Annotated in this window: 20 protein-coding genes; 10 read left to right on the top strand and 10 right to left on the bottom strand. The window is 47.8% G+C overall.

The features are described 5' to 3' along the window. Positions 1 to 4: 4 nt before the first annotated feature. Both P8H32_RS09230 and P8H32_RS09225 read right to left on the bottom strand, forming a co-directional pair. Positions 5 to 379, bottom strand: a complete 375-nt coding sequence (locus P8H32_RS09230; RefSeq protein ID WP_297291886.1) for a hypothetical protein — start codon at positions 377 to 379, stop codon at positions 5 to 7. Between the two features lie 127 nt (positions 380 to 506). After that, positions 507 to 662: a YchJ family metal-binding protein gene (locus P8H32_RS09225; protein WP_297291887.1), complete on the bottom strand. Its 156-nt coding sequence runs from the start codon at positions 660 to 662 to the stop codon at positions 507 to 509. A gap of 435 nt (positions 663 to 1,097) precedes the next feature. Here P8H32_RS09225 and P8H32_RS09220 point away from each other — a divergent pair, with 435 nt between their 5' ends. Beyond that, positions 1,098 to 3,683 carry a TonB-dependent receptor gene (locus tag P8H32_RS09220; protein WP_301089248.1) on the top strand — a complete coding sequence of 862 codons (2,586 nt, stop codon included), beginning with the start codon at positions 1,098 to 1,100 and terminating at the stop codon, positions 3,681 to 3,683. Positions 3,684 to 3,746: 63 nt separating this feature from the next. Here P8H32_RS09220 and P8H32_RS09215 read toward each other — a convergent pair whose 3' ends face one another. The 4 genes from P8H32_RS09215 to P8H32_RS09200 all read right to left on the bottom strand — a co-directional run bounded on the left by P8H32_RS09215 (position 3,747) and on the right by P8H32_RS09200 (position 6,487). Continuing rightward, positions 3,747 to 4,028 carry a pyrimidine/purine nucleoside phosphorylase gene (locus tag P8H32_RS09215; protein ID WP_297291908.1) on the bottom strand — a complete coding sequence of 94 codons (282 nt, stop codon included), beginning with the start codon at positions 4,026 to 4,028 and terminating at the stop codon, positions 3,747 to 3,749. Positions 4,029 to 4,148: 120 nt separating this feature from the next. Beyond that, complete coding sequence (locus P8H32_RS09210) at positions 4,149 to 4,595, bottom strand: YaiI/YqxD family protein (protein ID WP_297291889.1); 447 nt, start codon at positions 4,593 to 4,595, stop codon at positions 4,149 to 4,151. An 86-nt stretch (positions 4,596 to 4,681) separates the two neighbouring features. After that, complete coding sequence (locus tag P8H32_RS09205) at positions 4,682 to 5,539, bottom strand: hypothetical protein (protein ID WP_301089247.1); 858 nt, start codon at positions 5,537 to 5,539, stop codon at positions 4,682 to 4,684. Positions 5,540 to 5,581: 42 nt separating this feature from the next. After that, a complete protein-coding gene (locus P8H32_RS09200; protein WP_301089246.1) occupies positions 5,582 to 6,487 on the bottom strand; it encodes an alpha/beta hydrolase in 906 nt (301 codons plus the stop codon). A gap of 157 nt (positions 6,488 to 6,644) precedes the next feature. Here P8H32_RS09200 and folE point away from each other — a divergent pair, with 157 nt between their 5' ends. Continuing rightward, entirely contained in the window at positions 6,645 to 7,370 is a 726-nt protein-coding gene (gene folE, locus P8H32_RS09195; protein WP_297291892.1) for a GTP cyclohydrolase I FolE, read from the top strand. Between the two features lie 23 nt (positions 7,371 to 7,393). On the opposite strand, the gene P8H32_RS09190 is transcribed toward folE, so the two are convergent. From P8H32_RS09190 to P8H32_RS09175, 4 genes are all read right to left on the bottom strand, one after another. Then, positions 7,394 to 7,906, bottom strand: coding sequence for a hypothetical protein (locus P8H32_RS09190; protein ID WP_297291893.1), 513 nt, complete (start codon positions 7,904 to 7,906; stop codon positions 7,394 to 7,396). A 106-nt stretch (positions 7,907 to 8,012) separates the two neighbouring features. Next, on the bottom strand, positions 8,013 to 10,667 hold the full coding sequence (locus tag P8H32_RS09185; protein WP_301089245.1) for a TonB-dependent siderophore receptor: 2,655 nt from the start codon (positions 10,665 to 10,667) through the stop codon (positions 8,013 to 8,015). Positions 10,668 to 10,873: 206 nt separating this feature from the next. Then, positions 10,874 to 12,184 carry a sensor histidine kinase gene (locus P8H32_RS09180; RefSeq protein ID WP_297291895.1) on the bottom strand — a complete coding sequence of 437 codons (1,311 nt, stop codon included), beginning with the start codon at positions 12,182 to 12,184 and terminating at the stop codon, positions 10,874 to 10,876. 49 nt (positions 12,185 to 12,233) lie between these two features. Next, complete coding sequence (locus P8H32_RS09175) at positions 12,234 to 12,917, bottom strand: response regulator (protein ID WP_297291896.1); 684 nt, start codon at positions 12,915 to 12,917, stop codon at positions 12,234 to 12,236. Positions 12,918 to 13,164: 247 nt separating this feature from the next. On the opposite strand from P8H32_RS09175, the gene P8H32_RS09170 reads away from it, so the two are divergent. From P8H32_RS09170 to P8H32_RS09135, 8 genes are all read left to right on the top strand, one after another. After that, a complete protein-coding gene (locus P8H32_RS09170; protein ID WP_297291897.1) occupies positions 13,165 to 14,256 on the top strand; it encodes a tripartite tricarboxylate transporter substrate binding protein in 1,092 nt (363 codons plus the stop codon). Positions 14,257 to 14,261: 5 nt separating this feature from the next. Next, positions 14,262 to 15,092, top strand: coding sequence for a substrate-binding domain-containing protein (locus P8H32_RS09165; RefSeq protein WP_297291898.1), 831 nt, complete (start codon positions 14,262 to 14,264; stop codon positions 15,090 to 15,092). Positions 15,093 to 15,102: 10 nt separating this feature from the next. Next, complete coding sequence (locus P8H32_RS09160) at positions 15,103 to 16,110, top strand: tripartite tricarboxylate transporter substrate binding protein (RefSeq protein ID WP_301089244.1); 1,008 nt, start codon at positions 15,103 to 15,105, stop codon at positions 16,108 to 16,110. A gap of 12 nt (positions 16,111 to 16,122) precedes the next feature. Continuing rightward, on the top strand, positions 16,123 to 16,578 hold the full coding sequence (locus P8H32_RS09155) for a tripartite tricarboxylate transporter TctB family protein (RefSeq protein WP_297291900.1): 456 nt from the start codon (positions 16,123 to 16,125) through the stop codon (positions 16,576 to 16,578). A gap of 7 nt (positions 16,579 to 16,585) precedes the next feature. Beyond that, complete coding sequence (locus tag P8H32_RS09150) at positions 16,586 to 18,085, top strand: tripartite tricarboxylate transporter permease (protein WP_297291901.1); 1,500 nt, start codon at positions 16,586 to 16,588, stop codon at positions 18,083 to 18,085. Between the two features lie 115 nt (positions 18,086 to 18,200). After that, complete coding sequence (locus tag P8H32_RS09145; RefSeq protein WP_297291902.1) at positions 18,201 to 19,178, top strand: tripartite tricarboxylate transporter substrate binding protein; 978 nt, start codon at positions 18,201 to 18,203, stop codon at positions 19,176 to 19,178. Between the two features lie 57 nt (positions 19,179 to 19,235). Beyond that, positions 19,236 to 19,721: a tripartite tricarboxylate transporter TctB family protein gene (locus P8H32_RS09140; RefSeq protein WP_301089243.1), complete on the top strand. Its 486-nt coding sequence runs from the start codon at positions 19,236 to 19,238 to the stop codon at positions 19,719 to 19,721. A gap of 33 nt (positions 19,722 to 19,754) precedes the next feature. Next, positions 19,755 to 21,190 (top strand): tripartite tricarboxylate transporter permease (locus P8H32_RS09135; protein WP_301089242.1); only part of this gene is annotated, 1,436 nt, incomplete at its 3' end.

Genomic DNA, 21,190 nt, shown 5'->3' with positions numbered 1-21,190 from the left:
AAGCTTAGCTTAGGGGGATTTTGATGTGAATTTTGCCGCCTGTTACCTGTTCGCCTTTTTTGGCATCAAACACCAGCTCAGCGTTGTAGCTAACAGCGGTTTTGTCGCTATCTTGTTTGGGAATGAAGATACCGGTTTTTGAGGTCTGTTGGCTACTAAGGGGTTGTTCCAGGCTGTCGAGGGCAGGCAAACTCAGGTTTAGCTTGGGCTGCGGGGCCTCGGCTTTGGGTGCTGTGGCAATAAGGGTAGGGGTAGTAGAGGCTGTGCGAACGACTTTAGCAGTAGTGCTGGGTACCATTGCGGCCTGTGTAGGCGCGATGATTTCCATATAAGTCACTAAAAGGGCAAAGGCCAAAGTCAATGTTAGTAATGATCGCATAGGGTCTGTTTGTATTCAGTGTTCTGCGGTTATCGGTTGGTTGAGGTTCGCTTAGCTGATTTGTCGAGCAATTCTAGTCACTTTTGCGGATTTAAAAAGGTAACTAGTTGGCAAAAAATAAACAATATCAAACGCTTGATGGTATTTTTTCGCCTGTCTGTGGTGTATGCCCCAGAGTCTCGGCAAGGGTGATTTCATCATTATGCTGCCGCTTAGACCGGTGATGAGTCTTGATTAAATAACGGATGTTGGCTGTGCAAAAAGCGCTAAAGCGAGACCGCATGAGTTTCGAATTTTAGTGACATATAACGGGCCAGTTAGATAGTTATTAACAATGCTTATAAGCATGAGAGATTTCAATCTATAAAAGGCTAGTAATACTTTTTTTAGGGGAGTATCGTTAAACCGCTAATAACTAAAAACGCAGTAATAACTTGTAGTGCTTGGGAAGAGACACAACAATATTGGTGCTGATTAACAGTTAGCTGTAATGCTGTAGTTATCAGGTTGGCTGCTTGTAAGTGTATTAAGCTTTGCTAGTGCCTACAGGGTAAGTATATGATTTGTTTTTCTGTGTTTTTCATACCAGCTGTTCCCAGCTTGGTATTCTTATTGATTGTTTCATTTTTCATCACTATACATTAACTCTTTACGAGTAATGTAGTTCTCATGTTATTTGCATCATTGCTTTTCAATAGGAAACAAATGGGGTGATATTATGAAAAACAATAGTAATTTATTAATACGATATAGACCTAGTGGGGTGTTGGTAACGGTTACTTTCGCTTTGGTGCTAGCGGCATCTAACACGTTGGCGCAACAAACAGCGGGTGCTAATCAAGTTATAGAAGAGGTGGTCACCATTGGTACTCGTACCCAGGGTCGCTCCGCAGAGGATTTACCAGTACCTGTTGACGTGCTTAATGCTGAAGCTATGGCTAATACCGGTCATACCGAGGTTGGACGTATGTTACAGAGCCTGGCGCCTTCGTTTAACTTTTCAAGTTCGAGTATCAGTGATGGTTCGGATGCCTTGCGCCCAGCAACACTGCGTGGCTTAGGCCCTGACCAAACCTTGGTGTTGATCAATGGTAAGCGTCGTCACCAAGCATCACTGATTCATATTAATACATCGGTAGGGCGCGGTACTGCCGGTGTTGATATGAATGCAATACCCGCAGCGTCGATAAAGCGTATTGAAGTATTACGCGATGGTGCAGCGGCACAATATGGTTCTGATGCTATTGCGGGTGTTATTAATATTATTTTAAAAGATGCTGATGAAGGTGGCAGTATCAGCGGGTCTTACGGTGAGTACAGCGAGGGAGATGGTGAAACCTACAACTTCGATGCCTCTAAGGGTTTTAAGCTCGGTGATGGTGGCTTCCTTAATGCGACCTTTAATTACCGTGATCGCGGTAGAACCAATCGTGCTGGTTTGCAGGGCGCTTGTGCCTATGGTGGTTGTACCGATACCGATATGAATGGTATTGATGAAATTGGTGACCCCAGAGAACTAATTTTTGATCGAGGTAGTTTTAGAATTGGTGATGCCGACTCCGAGCAGTATGCCTTTACTGTGAATGCGGCCTACAATTTGGGCGGTGGCGAGCTTTATGGTTTTATGACGTACTCGGAGCGTGAAAATGAGTCGGGGGCTTTTTACCGAAATCCATCTTCCGGGAGTAGTTCCTATCTAGATGATGGTGACAATGTTATCCCTGATGGTTTTTTGCCGATTATTCATTCCCAAATCGATGATTTTTCGCTAAACATTGGTTATACCATGGAATTTGAAAATGGTATCGACATGGATATTTCCTATACCGACGGTACCAATGAGATTGAGTATGATACCGATAACTCGATCAATTATTCTTATGTAAATTATTTGAATTTTGGTGAGGGACTGAGTGACGATGATATCCGAGCCACGATTCCCCGTAGCGCCGCGGCTTACGGTCTTGAATTAGGTTTGCAAACGATCAATCTGGATTTTAATCAGGGCTTGGGTGATTTGTCGCTGGCTTATGGTTTTGAATTTAGAACGGATAGTTATGAAATTACACCGGGCCAGCCTTATGCTTATGCCGACTTTGATACGGACCCGGCAGATGGCAGTGATTTATATCCACAAAATGCTGGCGGAGCTATTCAAGGTTTTAATGGTATAGCGCCTATTTCGGCAGTGGATGAAGAGCGAGACGTTTATTCATTCTATGTGGATGGAGAATATCAAGTCTCTGCGGATGTGTTGGTAAGTACTGCGGTTCGTTATGATGATTATGACGACTTTGGTGATACCACTAATTTTAAATTAGCGGGTAATTGGACGTTGACCGATACCTTCCGTTTACGGGGCGCCATCAGTACAGGCTTTAGGGCGCCATCCATGCAGCAGTTGTATTTTAATAATATAAGTACCCAGTTTGTTGATGATGGCACAGGTAATTTGGTGGCAGAGCAAAGGGGAACTTATAGGAATGATAGTCAGCTAGCTCAAGATATTGGTATTCCATCGCTAAAAGAGGAAGAGTCTGATAACTATAGCCTGGGTTTTATTTACACGCCGCTAGATCAACTGAGTATCACGTTAGACTTTTATAAAATTGATATTGATGATCGCATCGTCCTCAGTGGTGGCTTGAAAGCTGCTGATGATCCTTCAGGGAATTTGGGTGACGCCTTAGATGCAGCGGGAGCAACTTCAGCTCAATTCTTCCTTAATGGTGCCAATACAGAGACGGAAGGTTTTGATTTAATTACCACCTACTCCGGTATTGAATTGGGTCAAGGTACTTTGGATATTACCTTCGCTGCCAATAAGACGGAAACCGATGTTACAGATATATATACCGGTGGTGGTCTAGCAGCTGTAGACCCAGAAACGGTTTTCACTAGTCAGGATATTTCAATTATTGAGGAGTGGCAGCCAGAAGATAGAATCAACCTATCAGGTTTATATATGCTGGGTAACTGGCAAGCAAACTTGACGCTTAATCGCTTCGGTGAATATACGGTTGAAGATGGTGGTCGACAGACTTATGGTGCTGTTATTGTTACGGACCTTAATGTTCGCTACGCCTTTGATAATGGGCTGAGCTTTAATGTAGGTGGTAATAACATCTTTGATGAGTATCCCGATAAGAACGAGATTGGTAATGGTCGAGGTGGGACCTTGGAAGATGCACCTGGTGGTAATATTATAGTTAGTAGTCCTGGTGTATTTACCTATTCGCGTCGCTCGGCTCCATTTGGTTTTAATGGTGCTTACTGGTATGCGGGAGCTACCTACCAATTCTAAGACTGTTGTTATAGCGTAGAAAGGGGCGATTTATTCGCCCCTTTTTTTATCAATAATTTAATATTACTCATAAGTACATAGGTAGGCCGTTTCGATGGCAACCTTCAATTGAAATTTTTCGTTAGCTTCAACAATAAAGTGCTCGCCAGCATTAAAGGTTTTCCAATTATCACTGCCCGGTAACTTCACCGTAAGCGCACCACTAACAATCGTCATAGTTTCTTTCTGGCTGGTGCCAAACTCAAACTCACCCACAGCCATAACGCCAACAGTGGCGGGCAGGGTTGCAGTTTGAAAAGCGATTGAGGCCACTTTGCCATCAAAGTATTCGTTAACATTAAACATCATCTAGCTCCTGAAATCGGTGTACTGATCAGTGCTATGGGCCATAGCACTGAGCTCAAAAATTGAGGGGCGCGATTATACGTTAAAATTCACAGTAAGAGGGATTAATATATTTGGATCTTATTTGGCTTTGGCAAGCAGTTTGTCCAGTGTATTGGCAAAGGCCTGTTTATCTTTTGAGTCCAGTGGTGGTGGCCCGCCACTGGCTTGTCCTGTGCTACGCATTTCTTCCATAAAATTTCTCATGGTTAATGTCTGTTTGATATTTTGTTCGGTATACAGTGTGCCGCGCGGGTTAATGCCATAGGCGCCCTTGGCAACAATATCTGCGGCTAGCGGAATATCGGCGGTAATAACAATATCTCCAGCTTGAGTTTCCTGGGCTATATGGTTATCTGCCACATCAAAACCTGCGGCTACTTGCACTGATTTAATATACGGCGAGGGCGGGGTTTTTATATATTGGTTGGCGACCAGGGTGACCGGTATTTGTACGCGATTAGCGGCGCGAAATAATATCTCCTTAATGACGTTGGGGCAGGCATCGGCATCGACCCAGATATGCATAACGGATTCCTTTAGTGTTGTTAGTGGTAGAGTTTATCTTTTCGTGCTGTATTACAGTAAATACCGCTCACTTGCCTCTACTAAAATTATTGCGATTGCAGACGTTGCATAAGTTCAAGCAGTTGCGGGTTATTCATAATCTGCTGCTGAATATCCTGGAGTTGCCCAGGGTTATTCTCCAGTTTTTGTAGAACCATATCTCGCAGTTCGGGGTTATTGATCAGGCTTTGCAGCTGAGGGTTGTTCAGCAACTCCTCGGTATCGATACCATCGGTGTTTTGGCTGGCTTGTTCAAGCACTTCTCTAACCGAATCAATACTGAGGGTTTTTGAGCCATTGCTGATAACCGCAGAGCCAGTATTGGAATAAGTAGTCGTTGAGCTGGAACTGCTGATGACCTGACCGTTGCTGATGGTTTGTGAGAACGATTGGGAGAAACCCTGAAAGTTAAGATCTTCACCGTCGGTAATCACGCCGAAGACTTTTTCCCCAAACTGATTGGCGAATTGCTGTAGCGGGTCATTGGGGTCTTGTTTATTGGTTGCCTGCCCAAAGCCCCAAATACCCAACAAAACGATAGCGGCGGCAATAGTGCCATTTAACGTAGCTCCTGCCACTTTACCGCCGACAGAGTCATTATCGACAATGGCCTTAAAAAGCGGGATGACTGAACCAAGTAGTTTAAACGTCGCTGAAACTAATAGGCCGGTGACCAGCATAGTGACAATAAATAGCCCCAAACCACTCATCATTTGCAGGGCAATAGAGGGCAGGGTAATACTGGTGTTTTGGGTGATAAATTCAGCCAGCTGCAAACGATAGCTAAAAGCTACGAAATAGCCTGCAGCGAAGCCCAGTAGCCGGCCAATAACGCCGCTAAAACCAAGCAACATGCCTCGCACGGCAAAGATTAAAACGGCGGTGATTAAAATACCTGAAGCCATAGTTGCTCTCTCTGTGTTTTCCATTGACCTGCATGGATTGGTTTAACCTTGTGATAAAAGTTTCAGAATTAATTCAGCGGTTTCAGTTGGGTGTTCCTGCATAAAACAATGCCCCCCCTCGACCACCAGGCGATCAATAGGGGCATATTGCCTGGCTGCTTTAGCCGCGGTTGCTCTGACAAAGGGGTAGGTTTTTTCCCCAACAATCAGAGTCATTGGCGTAGCCACTTTTTTAGCCGAGGGCCATAATGGGCCTGTTTTTGCTAAAAAAAAGTAAGCTTCAGTTTCTGGTAAGCATTTTAGCTGTGCTCCCTGTTCATCTTCCGCCAGGCAGTGGTCGGTATAGGCTCGCAGGCAGGCATCATCCCACCCTTTATAAATGCCACGGTTGCGCAGCGCTTCAAAGGCGCTTTGGCGGTTGGGCCAGCTGCTGCGACGCTTGAGGGCTTGGCTGAACATTGGATTGTGTTTGGATTGTCCCAGTTGATGCATAAGCCGATTTAATAGCAGCATGAAGGGCGAAAACATCACAGGATCTAGCAAAATCGTGCGGGTAAATAGTTGCGGGCGGTGGCCGACTGTCAGCAGGGTCATAATCGCGCCAAAACTATGGCCCAGGCCATAAAGCGGGATATTGCCTTCCCCCTGCCACTGGCTATTCCATTGGCTATAACTGGCCTCGATATGTTCTACGCTATGTATGGCGCATTGCTGCCAACTAATACTATCCCCTTTATCACTATTGCCATGCCCCTGAGTGTCCATCATCACCAGGTCGTAATGGGGTGCTAATAGCTTCAGCATCGGCTCATAGCATAGGCTGCTAAACCCATTGGCATGGCGGAAATAGATAATGGGTTTACCACTTAAAGGGGTCTGCCAGCCTCTTAGGGTGACATTGTCCGAGGCGGTGAAAGCAAGGGGTTCGAGTTGTTCCAGAAATGTCATAAAGGGTAGTTAGTGGCTAAGGGGGGGCTGATTCTAGCATGCCAGGGGGGTGTTGAGGCCAGGTATGCTCTGGCCTGGTAAAAAATCACTCTGTAATGAATCCAATATGAATCGGGTTTACGTATCTTACTGCAGACAATATTAATAAGGAATAACTATGGACTCAGCCGCTGAACAACCACTTAGCTTTCCCACTATTCCAACTTCAGCCTCAACTTCAGCCTCAACTGCAGTGCCAATTGCATATTCAGATGAAGCAGAGCTTGTTCGCAAAGCGCTGATCGAGGCGGGTTTGGAGACTCCTCTAACCGCAAAACCGTTAAGCCGGGATGAAAAGTACCAGCGTATTCGCGAAGCTATGACTGATGTGGTAAGTGCTCTAGGTCTGGACCTCACCGATGATAGTTTGTGTGAGACCCCCCATCGTATTGCCAAGATGTATGTTGATGAGATTTTCTCCGGGTTGGATTACAGCCAATTTCCTAAAATTACCGCCATTGAAAATAAGATGGGGGTGGAAGAGATGGTTAAGGTAAGTGGCATTAGTTTAGTCAGCACCTGTGAGCACCATTTTGTCACCATCGATGGTGTTGCCAAGGTGGCTTATATACCTGGTGATAAAATTATTGGTTTATCCAAGATTAATCGTATCGTGCGCTTTTTCGCCCAGCGTCCCCAAGTGCAGGAGCGCTTAACTCAGCAGATTTTATTAGCGTTACAAACTTTACTGGAAACGGAGCATGTAGCGGTAAGAATTGATGCCTCGCATTACTGCGTAAAAGCACGGGGTGTTATGGATGCTTCCTCAGTAACCCAAACCACAGCTTTAGGTGGCCAATTTAAAGAAAATGCTATTAGCCGAAAAGAATTTCTGTCTGCTTAATTTTGTTGGTTATTGTTACTCGATTAGCGTAAACGCCGTACTTTAATAGAGCGTTGCCCATCACCCAGTCGCAGCGAATAGCTGCCCATAATGGCTTCAGAGATAGTGGCTTTCATGGGTACAGGTTTGGGTCTGGGTAGGGGCTTGGCTTCAAGTTGGCTCCAGACCTGACCATTGCTGAAGTAAAAAAGCCAGCGGCCGCGGTTGTCCTTTTTGGCTCTGGTAAGCGTGTATTTATAGATTGCAGGCGCTTTATCGGCATTGTTTTTCCCGTACAAATACTTCTCACCGGGTTGTTTTCTCTCGGCACCAGTATTGGCTGGGAGTTCTGGTTGTTTGGGTTTTTCTGCGGGCATGGTGGGTGAAGTGGAGGCTTGTTGATTTAGCGGTGGTGCGAGCTCATCAAAACAGGCCAGACGCTTTACATCGCTTGCTATACGGGAGCAATCCAGCAATCCATTCTGCAAGCCGGAGTTATTAGCAAAACCCAAGGCGGGTACAAGTGCGACGATGGAAATAGTTATTAACCTGAGCATATTGGCCACTCCATACTGTTTAACCCTTATTGAATATTACCTGTTGTTCAGTTAAAAAAAATCCCGCGTACAAGTGTACGCGGGATTTTGTGTATCAAGCTAGCGTTTAAAAGGTTTGCTTGACGCTAACATAGAGTTGACGGCCTCTGGGATCGTGAACCTCGGTGTCAAAGCCTGGACGGTTGTCAATCAGGGATGGATCTTCATCGGTGATGTTAACCACACCTGCAGTAACCGTTGTGTCACCGCCAGCAATCAGCCCTGGGAAGACATAAGAATAGCGAGCGTCATAAGTGGTTTGGCTATCGACAGTCTCGTCCGTCTGGTCATCAGTATAGTCACCAACAAAGCGAGCACTCAGGTTAACGTAGTGGTTGCCATTCATCCAGGTAACTCCACCATTTAGCTTGGTATCTGGTGTGGAGCCGAATGGATTACCAAAGTTACGTGAGTTTTTAACATCGCCAAACTCCGATGAATCATATTCCAGGAACTTGGTCAGTGACAGGTCAAAGATCCAATCACCCTCTGCATTCCAGTCTGGGGCATAGGCAATTTTCACATCTATACCTCTAACATCGGCTGTGCCTCTGTTATCGAAAGACGTGAGTACTGCGTTTATCTGGCCAGTTGCATCACGAAGCACATCCGGGCAAGTGCCAGCGCCGCAGTTATCCACGATTACCTGGGGAGATGCACCGGGAAGAATAAGGTCTTCCAGTTCATAGACCCAGTAATCTACAGATAGGTCCAGGCCATTGTCAGCGGTGTACAGCAAGCCCAGGTTATAGTTTGTTGATGATTGAGGATCCAGGTCAGCTGAGCCACCGGTTACTACAGTGGCATTGAAAGTCCCCGCGCCCGGTTGCTGTGGGTCGGTGACTGTGGCATTACCCGTGGAGCCTGAAACTTGCTTAATGGATGGCGCCTGAAATGACGTGCCCCATGAACCCCGTACCGACAAATCGTCGTTGACGTTGTATTTAAAAGCAACTTTCGGGTCAAGCGTAGAGCCACCCTTATCATCATAGTCCTCATAACGTAATGCGAACTGTGTTTCCAGGTCATCACTGACTGACCAGGCCAATTCGGTGAAGAGTGCGATAGCATCCTGGGAACCTTCACTAGGGCTGGTTTCATCAGCTCGGCCACCTTCAAGCACGCCGCTCAGTCCATCAGGGAAGTCTTCGAAGTCTAAGCGACGATATTGAGCGCCTACGGCTACAGCAATACTTTCACTGACTTCGCCGCTCAGTATAGCCTCTGCTACCTGTTGCATGACGCTACCTGTATTGGTTTTAGAGCGAGAGAATTCTTGAAGCACCAGTGACTCATTACCCGCAGTTGTTGCACCGTCTTTGGGGGAAACCAAGTCAGGTGACACTACAGCCGTACCAAAGGGGTTCCAGCGGCCATCATTAATAATCTCCTGAAGCAAATCTACAGCGTAGTTTCTCGGTTCACGACGGGTGTAATCGGAATTGGCCCAGGTGTAGTTAAGAGCCAAAAACCAGTCATTTTTTAAGTCAATATCGAAACCGCTCGAAATACGGCTATTGGTAAAAACCGTTTTAATTTCATCGGCGTTGGGTCCATCACCCAGCACGGTGCCCAGCGGTCTGAATTGACCCGCCAAATCGGTCGCTACCAAAGTGCCGTTAGCCCAGTCTGCGGCATTGGTGGTTGGATCCAAATAAACCGGTTGGTCGCCACCCTGGTCTACCCAAAAGTTGAAGGGATGACTGCCGGGTATAAACATATTGCCGCCTAAGGGGCCGGTACGTAGTACGGCACCACCCAGTGCATCCGTCACCTGATTGCGGGAATGGCTAATTTCAGAATAGAACGAAGCGGATTCTGATATATCAAAATTGAATTTTGAAAATACTTGAAAGCGCTCTTCTTCAGCAATCAGGCGCCGCTGATCGATAAAGTTATAGCGGCAACGGCTACTTGATATAGTACCCTCTGCCTCAAGGCAATCGGCATCGGGAACCCGTGTGGATGAGCTTCCCAGACCGTGAGTTATTGAGCCATCCACCGGATCGGTGGTCGCAGTTGAGTAAGTGCCTGGTGAGCCAGTGCTGGATGAGAACGTCTGATTATCTTCAATCCAGTCGAAATCACCGCGGAAATTGCCGTCTTGTGTGTAGTAGTTTGCGAAAATAGTGAAGTGCCCTTTATCAAAGGCGGCACCAAATGCGCTACTTAACTGCTGTGAGGAATTTGAAGCATCACGCGCTTCGGCGGTGAACTCCAGGCCTTCGAATTTATCCCGGGTTATGATATTGACAACACCGGCCAAAGCTTCTGAGCCATAGGTTGCTGAGGCGCCATCTGTCAGCACTTCTACCCGCTCGATCATGTTGACGGGGTACTGGTTGACATCAGTGAACAACTGTCCGGTATCATCTGGAACGGCGAAAAGACCTGCTCTTCGACCATTAACCAGGGTTAGGGTTGAGCCAACACCTAGTCCACGTAAACTAAATTGGGAAACGCCCTGGCGTTCATTTTGCCGGTTGGCAAGCTGTGAACCGGAGTTAGAAGTAATGCTCTTAAAAACATCCTGTATTTGTACGGCACCGGCATTACCGATCTCCATTTGGCCCACTGTTTGTACTGGGGCGGGGTTATCAAAATCACCCTTTCTGCGAATATTGGAGCCGGTTATTACTACTTCTTCAACCACTGTCTCTTCAGCCGCATATAGGGCTGTAGGCGTTAAGCCCATAGATCCCGCAGCTATGAGCAGGCCCATGGCAATTCTGCTTTTTTTAAATCCAGGCCTTTTCGGATATGTGTTCATAGTGTAAATACCCCTTAGTTATTATTTATGTCCAAATCTATTGTCAAACAACAGTTCTACTGAGTTTCTCAGTGCCCGCATTCTATATCGTGCTATCTTTCAATTACCTTTCAAACTGAAAGGATTTGTAGGGCTTTGGATAAGAGCTCTGTCTGCTCTTATGATTCAGATAGTATAGGGAATCGGCAACGGACGCAGGTTCCCAGACCGTCTGGCCCAGAGCCGATTTCCAGTTGCCCTCGATGAGCCTGGACAATTTCCTTGACAATGGCCAGGCCTAACCCGGAACCAGTGGAATCATGCGATAATCGATAAAATCGTTCGGTTACTTTTTCCCGGCATGCCTCCGGTACTCCACAGCCCTGGTCACTGACTTCCAGAATACATTGGGTGTCTTGCTGGAAGGTGCGCACGGTGATGGCTTGCGAGCTATCGCCGTATTTTCTGGCATTGTCTAATAAGTTATCAATAACCTCATTAATACACAGTTCGTCGCCCTGCATTGGTGTCGGTTGAAGCTCCAGTTTTAAATCTGCATTCGGGTAGAGTTCCAGGAAAATTGAAGTATGCTTTTTGACAGCCTCGGCCAGATCGATAGTTTTAAAGTGTTGATAACCCAGTGCAATGGCTTCCGCTGTGGTTAGGTTTAACAATTGATGAGTCAGGCGGGCGATATTTTCGGCATTGCGTTTGATTTTTCCCACCGCGACACGTTCACGTTCGCTTTCAGCCCGGCGTAACGCCATATCAGTTTGGGGTAATAGCGCGGCAACAGGGGTGCGTAATTGATGAGCGGCATTTTCCACAAAGCGCTTGGTCAGCGAGGTATTCGCCGACAGGCGCTGTAGTAAGTGATTGAGTGCGAAAACTAAACCAGTGATTTCTCGTGGTAAGTTGCCCTGGTCAAGGGGCGAAAGATCTTTTGGGTGACGCTGCTGCACTGATGCCTGTAATTGTTTTAGCGGTTGCAGGCCGAACGAGACGCCGACGTACAACAGTACGGAGGCAACTACGACCAGAATTATCACTCGGAATATCGTATCCGCTAATATTGAATCAATATAGGCGTTGCGATCATTGATGGTCTGGGCGACAAAGGTCGTCATCCAGCCATCCAGGTCGCGGCCCTCAATCAGGCTTGATACGGCAATCACGCGTACCTTCTGGTCCAGAAAAACGGCGTCGTAAAAATACAGGTGTTCTTCCAGCTCCTGAATGCCACTCTGTGGTTCGGGAATGGTGTTATAGCCTGTAACAAATGACCCGTTTGGACCAATGACCTTGTAATACAGGTTGTCATTAGTAGTGACGCGAATGAGTTCCAGCAGATCTTCTGTCAACAGGTCGCCCTCCGAAGCGAGGGCGTGTTCAGAGATGGTTAACGCTAAGGTAACCAGTAATTTATCGAAGATCCTCTCGGAGGTTTTATGAGTATTAATGTAAGTGCTAATGAGGTGGGCGGCGGACATAAACAGCAACGGGATAACCAGCCAGGCAAGAAGCCGCGTATGGATTGACCTAAACACGACCCTGGTCCGTCTCTAATTGAAGGGCATAACCCAAACCGCGCTTGGTAACCACGCTAACCCCGGAATCACAGAGCTTTTTACGCAGTCTGTGGATGTACAGCTCAATAGATGACACGCTGGCCTCATCTTCATAATTAAAGACATGGAGGGCAATGTTGTCTTTGCTGATGACTTGCCCATTCTGCCGCAGCAGGATTTCCAGCACGGCTCGTTCGCGGGGAGATAGATCCAATGGTTGGTTGGCCAGGCTGAATTCCCGGGATGATTGATTAAATTGCAGTGGCCCGAATGTGATCAGGGGGTTCCGGGTGTTCTTATTTCGCCTCAGCAGCGCACGGACGCGTGCATCGAGTTCGTGTAAATCGAAGGGCTTGCTAAGATAATCATCCGCACCACAGTCCAGGCCGCTGACACGGTCGTCAATGGATGAGCGGGCTGAGATAATCAGTACCGGGGTGTCTTGCCCTCGTTTTCTAAACTCCTGGAGGATTTTCAATCCATCGGCGTCGGGCAAATTTAGATCAAGTATCAGTAAATCGTAATCTTCAGTACGGAACGCCTCTCGTACTTCTTTGCCCTCGGCAAACCAGTCAGAGGCAATACCCATATCGCAAAGTGATTGCTGGATGCACTCGGCTATATCATCGTTGTCTTCAATGATTAAAGTTCGCATCAATTATCCGGAATGGCTTTTATTTGTTATTAGGATCGGGGCTTGAAACTTTATACATGAAATGAAAGGAACTTGAAAGCATCCGGGATTTATACTTTTTGTTCTGTGTATAAGAAAATAAAAGTTGAGCAGCCACTGGTTGTCCTACATGGTGATGATATGTCATGCGATATATTGCAGGTTTCTGGCTTGCGAGAGTGTAATATTGCGTCTGCAAATCTCCCTGCGTGCTAATTAGGAATCAGTAATGAAAACAACAGGCCGAAAGCTGCTGCTGCCGTTAATTTGTGGTCTTGCCATGCAATTTACAATGCCGGCACTGGCTGAAACCAATTTTTCAGGTAAAACCCTCGAGTTGATAGTGCCATTTAGGGAAGATGGTGGGTCGGGTGCCTGGGCGCGCTTTATGGCGCCGTTCCTGGAAAAATATTTACCGGGTAATCCTGCGGTGAATATTGTTTACAAACCCGGTAGTGGGTCGACTAAGGCGGCAAATTCATTTGCCGCGAAGATCCGTGCCGATGGTTTGTCGTCTATGGTCTCCACCACATCGACGCATTTTCCCTTTCTACTGGGGGATCCTCGGGTCAGGTACGATTATAGACATTGGCGTCCACTGACGATCTACCCCTCCGGCGGCGTGGTCTACACTACGCCCGTATTTGGAATAAAAAACGCTAGTGAAATTAGCAGCTTAAAAGACAAACGTCTGGTTTTTGGTAGCCTGGGCGCCACATCGATTGATCTGTTACTCCTTTTGGGGTTCCAGCAACTGGGGCTGGATGTTAAGCCCTTTTTTGGTGTTCGCGGTCGCGGTGCGGGCCGGCTGGCCTTTGAGCGCGGTGAAGCAACCATCGACTTTCAAACATCGGCGGCGTACATCGAATATATACAGCCACTCATTGCTACTGGTAGAGCGACTCCCTTGTTTTCCCTGGGGGTGCTTAATGAGGAGGGCGTATTGGTGCGGGATCCGGTTTTTCCCGACTTGCCCAGTTTTTCAGAAGTCTATGAAATCATCCATGGCAAGCCACCAGCCGGTGTTGCCTGGGAAAGCTGGTTTGCGCTTTTCTCTGCCGGGGTTGGCACCAAGATTCTTGTGGTGCCAAAGGAAACCCCCGACAGCATTGTTGAAACCTACCAGGCGGCTATCCGGGCTATGCAGCGCGACCCTGAGTATATCGAGGCGAGGAATCGGGTGATTGGCTCCTACAAACACTTAACGGGAGAGGCTGCGGATCGAGTCTATAAACTGGCAACCGATATTCCGATAGAGCAGAAAGAATGGGTGCGTGACTGGCTCCGTCGCGAATATAAATTGAATATTAAAAACAAGTGACGATTATGAAAAATTTGATAAAGAAGATCCCGCATAACACGCTGATCATTTTATTGGCGCTGGCACTTACAGCCTGCCAGTCATTTTCAGGTAATTCAATTGAGGCTAAGGCCGAGGGGCAGTTAAAGGTCATAAGCTCAGGTGGATTTGCCGCCGCTTATGATGTGCTTGGCCCGCAATTTGAGCAACAGACCGGCATCAAACTGGAAACCGCCTATGGTTCTTCTTCAGGCGGAGCCTATGATTCAATCCCCGTACGGCTGGCACGTGGTGAGGTTTTCGATGTTATTATCCTGTCGCAATCCTCTTTGAATAATCTGAACAGCAAGGGGGAGGTGGATTCGGAAAGTCGGGTTGACCTGGTTCATTCGGTGATCGGAATGGCGGTGAAAAGTGGCGCGGAAAAACCAGATATAACTACTAAAGAGGCTTTTATCGAAACGTTGCTGGAGGCTGAATCCATAGGTTACTCAGCGAGCGCCAGCGGCACTTACCTGTCCGGTGTGTTGTTTCCTGAGATGGGGATATGGGATCGGATTAAGCCTAAGAGCAAGCGCATTCTTAGTGAGCGGGTAGCGAGTGTTGTTGCAAGGGGTGAAGTAGAAATTGGCTTCCAGCAGGTTAGCGAGATATTACCCATCGAAGGGGTGGATTATGTTGGGCAGATACCGGCAGAACTGCAAAAGACAACGACCTTTTCTGCGGCGATTACAAAACGAGCGCTCAACAAAAGTGATGCAAAAAGATTGCTTGATTATCTGTCCTCACGACAGGTGGCACCAATAATAGTGTCTACTGGTTTAAAACCAGTGGTGCTGGAAAGCAACATACAATAACAAGGCAATAATGATTAATATCCAATATAAACAACGGGACTGCCTGGCAGCTGTGATTTGGCTTGCCCTTGCAGTCATGTGCGTTGCAGCAAGGCCTGCCGTCGCCGATGATTTTCCTAACAAGCCGCTAACAATGGTGGTTGGCTTTGGCGTGGGCGGGAGCGCTGATAGAATGGCCCGGGCTATGTCGTCCTACCTTGCCGACGAGTTGGGTCAACCCGTCAAGGTCATTAATAAAAAAGGCGCCGGTACGCTACTGGCTGCCAACTATGTTCTGGCAAGACCTGATGATGGTTATACGATTTTTGCCTCTACCTTTTCTCCCTACCTGACCAATACCATCATTGAAGGCAATGCCGAGTATACGATAAACGATTTTTCTTATATGAATTTTCAGTGGTTTGACGAAGAGCTTATCGCATTGAGTAAACGCTCCAAGTATAAAAGCTTACCCGAAGTGTTAGAAGCAATTCGCACCAAGCCGAAAACAGTCAGGGCTTCGGTGGTGCGTGGCTCAGGTGGTCATTTAATGGCAAAGCTGTTGCTTGAAGTCAACGGTATTCCTACCGATAACCTCAATCTGGTGACCTATAACAGTGGCGGTCAGGCGCGGGCCGCTGTGGCCGGAGGCGTCGTTGATTTTATTGTAATTAGTGCCAAAGGCAGTGAGAGTATTCGTGAATATTTAAATCCGGTAGCGATCGTTAGTGACCAGCCCAGTGCAAATTGGGGTGTACCCACTTTAAATGAAGTATTAAAACCTGCCGGTGTTGAAGCGCCGGTGTTACCGGGTTCGATACGCGGCTATGCAACCTCAACAGCCTTCAAGCGCAATTTCCCCGCGCGATATGACTTGATCACTTCAGCCCTTAAAAAGGCACTTGAGAACGAAGATCTTCGAAAACTGCTTGATCGCGGCGAAATAGGAAGGCGTTGGATTGGGCCGGAACGATCCGAAGCCATGATGACAACCAATTTTGAGATTATTAAACACTATGGATACCTGCTTCAGCATTAGACGGAGATCACTGTGACAACTTTTAATAAACACCAGATAGCAGACTTGCTGGTGCTCACTGTGTTGCTAGCACTTGTGCTTGGCTACTGTTGGGATGCCTATAACGCTTCCAGTCAGGTGATAAATCTGATTCTTGTTCTGCCCCTTACCGGGTTGGTGTTCATTCTCTGCGCGATCGAGTTTATAAACCAATGGCGGAAAAGAGATCAGCAAGCTCCCGAGCTCGAACCCTTCGCCACGATTGTGCCTGTCGTCTCGCTTTTTGCGGCTTATGTTGTAACGCTCCCCTGGCTTGGTTTCGACGTTGGCACCTGTCTGTTTATAGCCCTGTTTCTATGGTGTCACGGTGAGCGACGTTGGCGCTGGCTGCTGGGATACAGCCTGTGTTTTGCGTCATTAATGACGTGGTTTTTCTCGCAGATGTTGCCCTATCCACTGCCCATGCTAATTTTGCCGACGGAGTATTGAGGTTGCCATGATTGATGTCGATGCTTTACATAGCGGCCTTGGGTTGCTGTTCTCCAGTTTTACCCCCTGGTTAATTGTTATTCCCGGTATTCTGATCGGGTTGATTTTTGGCGCCATTCCCGGGCTACAGATTTCCATGGCGATGGCTATTTTCTTGCCGATGACGCTGTATATGGATTTTATGCAGGCCATGTTGTTTTTAACCGCGATCTTCACGGGGGGCAGTTTTGGCGGCAGCATACCCGCCATACTGATGAATATTCCCGGCACGTCTTCTTCCATCGCTACGGCGTTTGATGGTTATCCCATGTCCCGTAAGGGTGAGCACAATATCGCCTTGGGTATTGCCTTAGGGTCTTCCTGTATAGCGGTGATTATTGGCTACAGCATGTTGTTTTTCCTGATCCAGCCTATCTCCAGTGCGGTGCTGACACTGGGGCCTGCCGAAATGAGTGCGGTGGTTCTTTGGGGGGTTACCTTAATCGCCAGCCTCAGTGGAGCGCACCTTGCCAAGGGCATTATGTCCGGGCTTATCGGCTTGCTGATAGGTACGGTCGGCTATAGCGAAGCCGGGGTGGCCCGGGGCACCTTGGGTAGCGCCTATTTACTCGATGGAATTCCGGCTATTCCCGCCATGATGGGTATGTTTGCCGCGTCGGAGTTATTTAAGCTGGTTAACACGCAATACCTTGTCGCCGACAGCAGTGCGCGCAAGGTCAGCGTAAGGGTGATTTTTGCCTCGTTTAAACGTGCGGTTACCTACCCCTGGGTGATTTTACGTGGCAGCGTCATCGGCATATTTGTTGGTGCGATTCCGGGGGTGGGTTCTTCGGTTGCTAATTTATTGTCTTATATAGAAACCAAGCGCAAGGACAAGAATCCCGAGTCGTTCGGCAAGGGCAATCCCGCCGGGGTGGTGGCGTCGGAAGCGGCCAACAGTACCTCGGAAGCGGGGTCGATGGCGACGCTACTGGCCCTCGGTATTCCTGGTGGTGGCGCCACTGCGGTTATGCTTGCTGCATTTGCCATGCACAATATTACCGGCGGTCCGCAGTTTATTCGCGAGCAGACAGATGTCGTATACGCCATCATCTTTGCTAATTTTGGCCAGGCATTCTTGCTGATAGCTCTGGGGCTGGTATTTATTCCTCTGTTGGCCAATATTGTTAAAGTACCGATGACCTACCTGATACCGTCGGTGCTTGCTCTGGCTGTCTTTGGCGCTTTCGGCTTAACCGGTAATATGGCGGGGCCGTATACCGTAATGATATTTTCCCTTATTGGCTGGCTGTTTAAACGTTTCGACTATTCTGTGCCTGCTGCTGTAATCGGTATTCTTCTTGGCAATATGGCGGAAAGTAATCTGATTTACACCTATCAAATCAGCGGTGCGCAGTGGAGTTACCTGCTTGAGCGACCGGTGACTATTGGAATTATTGTATTACTTTTTGTTTCTTTGCTGGGGGGGCGTTTAGTGAATGCTTTATCCCAAACCGTTAAAAAATAAGATTCCTGATTTCTCAGTCGTTGCATTCAACTCTCGTCCTGCAAGGTATCTGAGAGAGTTACTTATCTATACTGGACGAGAGTCAATTTTTCTATCTAGGCCGTGGGGCATGGGTGTGGGCAAGCTTATTACTTATTTTCGCACATATGGTTTTGTGCTAATCGTCTTGAGTGTATTTTCGCCCTTGACGGTGGCGGCTGACAGGGTCCATTTATTAATACCAGGCGGTGCCGGTGGCGGCTGGGATACCACGGCGCGTGGTGTTGGTGAGGCTTTGTCACGATCAGGGCTGGTTGACTCTGCCTCCTATGAAAATATGTCGGGCGGCGATGGCAGTAAGGCAATTGCTTATTTAATAGAAACCGCTAGTCGTCAGCACAATACCTTACTGATCAGTTCGACTCCCATTATTCTAAAATCCCTGAAGAATATCTTCCCCCAGTCTTACAAAGACTTGATACCGGTTGCTGCGGTAATCGCAGACCACGGCGCTTTTGTGGTGACGGCCGATTCGAAGTACCAGAGCTGGCAGCAGGTCATCGACGACTATCGATTGGATCCCAGAAACGTAAAAGTTGCCGGCGGTTCGGTGCGTGGCAGTATGGACCACCTGGTAGCAGCGCTGGCCTTTAAGAAGTCGGGGGTGGATGCAAGGCAAATGCGCTATATCCCCTATAATGCCGGTGCAAAAGCTATGGTGGGGTTGCTTTCGAAAGAAACGCAGTTGCTATCTACTGGCCTTAGTGAGGCCATAGCACTGGCCAGGCAGGGTGAGGTGCGGATTCTGGCTATGACAGCGCGTAAGCGTGTCGAATATGCTCCTGACGTTCCAACGCTGGTTGAATCTGGAGTTGATGTTGAATTTACCAATTGGCGCGGTTTTTTTGCCGCACCAGGCTTCCCTGCAGAGCGCTCGCAATACTATCACAAGCTCTTGCGCGATCTTTATGATACATCGGAGTGGGATGAAATTCGTGTCAGCCGGGGTTGGACCAACCTGTATCTTGCTGGCCAGGACTTCGTTGATTTTCTCGCCAAACAGGAGCGTGAGTTGGGGAAAATCATGCTCGATTTGGGTATGGTAAAAAAATAGCGTCGTTACGTTGACTATCAGTTTTTAACACAATTTCCTGTCGAGAATCCTATGGCGATGATTGATAACAAAGACAAAGTTGGGGCAGCGCTGCTGCTGGTATTCGCACTGTTTTACTTTCGATACAGCTTCGATATACCAGCTGACCCGACCGCAGTGGGGGAGTTCTTTACACCCAGGACCTTGCCAACAGGGTTGGCCATACTAACCATAATTTGCTCGCTGGTGCAGCTGTTTATGCCCGCTAACGACTCGGAAAATCTATCGATTAGAGACGCTGTGGCCGGTTATCAATGGAAGCCCATGATTCTACTGACTTCACTGATGGTAGTTTATTCGCTGAGTTTCAGTTTCCTTGGTTTTATCCTGGCTACCCTGCTGTTTTTATGTATTGGCTTTATCATTCTGGGCGAAAAGCGACTAATGCTGTGTTTCTCAATTGCTGCCGGGCTGGTGCTGTTTATGTGGGGCATGTTGACCCAGTTGTTTGGTCTCTACCTCGACGATGGCAGTCTCTACCGTATTATATTGGAGGCATTGTAATGCTCGAAGTACGACTAACAAGGAAATAATGTGATGATAGAGGGGATACTAACCGGACTGGCAACGGCATTTACTCCAATCAACTTGATGATGGTGTTAGTGGGTTGTTTTGCGGGAACTTTTATCGGCATGTTGCCCGGACTAGGGCCAGTGTCAGCCATTGCCCTGATGATACCTATTACCTACGGTTTCGATCCGGCATCAGGGATGATCCTGATGGCGGGTGTTTATTATGGCGCGGTGTTTGGCGGTTCAACCTCGGCTATCCTGATTAATGCGCCGGGGGTCTCAGGCGCCGTAGCCACTGCCTTTGATGGCCATCCCATGGCCAAAAATGGGATGGCGGGTAAGGCGTTGGCATTAGCTGCTTACAGTTCATTTTTTGGCGGCACGATCGGCGCCATTTTCCTGTTTGCGCTGGTTCCTGTGCTGGCTTCGGTGAGCCTGAGTTTTCAGTCGGCGGACTATTTTGCCTTAATGTTGTTTGGCTGTACGGCCATTGCAGCTTTCTCTGGAAAAGGCCAGATTCTGAAAGCGATATTGATGACATTACTGGGACTCATGTTGGCCACTGTCGGTGAGGACCCTTCGGGTATACAGCGCTTCACCTTTGGCATGCCTGACTTGTATGGTGGAATCAGTTTCCTGCTGCTATCAATGGCTACTTTCGCCTTGGCGGAGGCGTTATTAGTGGTGTTAAGGGGAGAGCTATCCTCTGCCAGTTCGGCGGCGGGCAAGATGTCCAAGACGGAATTGGGTTCGCTTAAATTGACTGGGGAGGAGGTAAAAGATATTGCTCCTGCGGTGAGTCGCTCTTCCGTGCTAGGGTTCTTTGTGGGTATTTTGCCCGGAGCAGGTGCAACGATTGCCTCATTCCTGGCCTACGGCATGGAGCGCAATCTGGCGCCAGCAAAAAAGAAGGAAGAATTTGGTAGAGGCAGTGCCAGAGGATTAGCGGCACCGGAAACCGCCAACAATGCTGCGTCAACAGGCTCATTTGTACCTTTGTTAACGCTGGGTATTCCTGGCTCTGCTACTACGGCTGTTATGTTAGGTGCGTTGCTTTCCTATGGTGTACAACCGGGGCCGCGCTTGTATATCGACCATCCCTCGGTATTCTGGGCGGTTATTATTTCCATGTACCTCGGTAATATTATTTTGCTGGTTTTGAATTTGCCGTTGATTCCCTATATTTCCAAACTGCTGGAAATTCCCCGACAATTGCTTACTCCCATTATCCTGTTTTTCTCGCTAATTGGTGTCTACCTGGTTTCATTTAATACAGTTGATTTGACCATGATGGTTGCCATTGGTGTTGCCGCCGTTATGTTTCGCGTACTGGATTTCCCTCTGGCTCCACTGCTGCTCGGCTTTATCCTCGGCGGTATGTTGGAAGATAATTTGAGGAGGGCGTTATTAATTTGGGATGGTTCCTGGGCATTCCTGTGGGAGCGGCCAATTACAGCGAC

The sequence above is a fragment of the Oceanicoccus sp. genome, assembly GCF_029238675.1.
Classification (GTDB): Bacteria; Pseudomonadota; Gammaproteobacteria; order Pseudomonadales; family Dasaniaceae; genus Oceanicoccus.
This window is presented reverse-complemented; position numbering and strand designations above follow the sequence as displayed.

Bases quoted from the DNA above. Each gene is read 5' to 3' on its own strand.
- P8H32_RS09230 (WP_297291886.1), bottom strand. From the start codon at position 379: ATGCGATCATTACTAACATTGACTTTGGCCTTTGCCCTTTTAGTGACT.
- P8H32_RS09225 (WP_297291887.1), bottom strand. From the start codon at position 662: ATGCGGTCTCGCTTTAGCGCTTTTTGCACAGCCAACATCCGTTATTTA.
- P8H32_RS09220 (WP_301089248.1), top strand. From the start codon at position 1,098: ATGAAAAACAATAGTAATTTATTAATACGATATAGACCTAGTGGGGTG.
- P8H32_RS09215 (WP_297291908.1), bottom strand. From the start codon at position 4,028: ATGTTTAATGTTAACGAATACTTTGATGGCAAAGTGGCCTCAATCGCT.
- P8H32_RS09210 (WP_297291889.1), bottom strand. From the start codon at position 4,595: ATGCATATCTGGGTCGATGCCGATGCCTGCCCCAACGTCATTAAGGAG.
- P8H32_RS09205 (WP_301089247.1), bottom strand. From the start codon at position 5,539: ATGGCTTCAGGTATTTTAATCACCGCCGTTTTAATCTTTGCCGTGCGA.
- P8H32_RS09200 (WP_301089246.1), bottom strand. From the start codon at position 6,487: ATGACATTTCTGGAACAACTCGAACCCCTTGCTTTCACCGCCTCGGAC.
- folE (WP_297291892.1), top strand. From the start codon at position 6,645: ATGGACTCAGCCGCTGAACAACCACTTAGCTTTCCCACTATTCCAACT.
- P8H32_RS09190 (WP_297291893.1), bottom strand. From the start codon at position 7,906: ATGCTCAGGTTAATAACTATTTCCATCGTCGCACTTGTACCCGCCTTG.
- P8H32_RS09185 (WP_301089245.1), bottom strand. From the start codon at position 10,667: ATGGGCCTGCTCATAGCTGCGGGATCTATGGGCTTAACGCCTACAGCC.
- P8H32_RS09180 (WP_297291895.1), bottom strand. From the start codon at position 12,184: ATGTCCGCCGCCCACCTCATTAGCACTTACATTAATACTCATAAAACC.
- P8H32_RS09175 (WP_297291896.1), bottom strand. From the start codon at position 12,917: ATGCGAACTTTAATCATTGAAGACAACGATGATATAGCCGAGTGCATC.
- P8H32_RS09170 (WP_297291897.1), top strand. From the start codon at position 13,165: ATGAAAACAACAGGCCGAAAGCTGCTGCTGCCGTTAATTTGTGGTCTT.
- P8H32_RS09165 (WP_297291898.1), top strand. From the start codon at position 14,262: ATGAAAAATTTGATAAAGAAGATCCCGCATAACACGCTGATCATTTTA.
- P8H32_RS09160 (WP_301089244.1), top strand. From the start codon at position 15,103: ATGATTAATATCCAATATAAACAACGGGACTGCCTGGCAGCTGTGATT.
- P8H32_RS09150 (WP_297291901.1), top strand. From the start codon at position 16,586: ATGATTGATGTCGATGCTTTACATAGCGGCCTTGGGTTGCTGTTCTCC.
- P8H32_RS09140 (WP_301089243.1), top strand. From the start codon at position 19,236: ATGATTGATAACAAAGACAAAGTTGGGGCAGCGCTGCTGCTGGTATTC.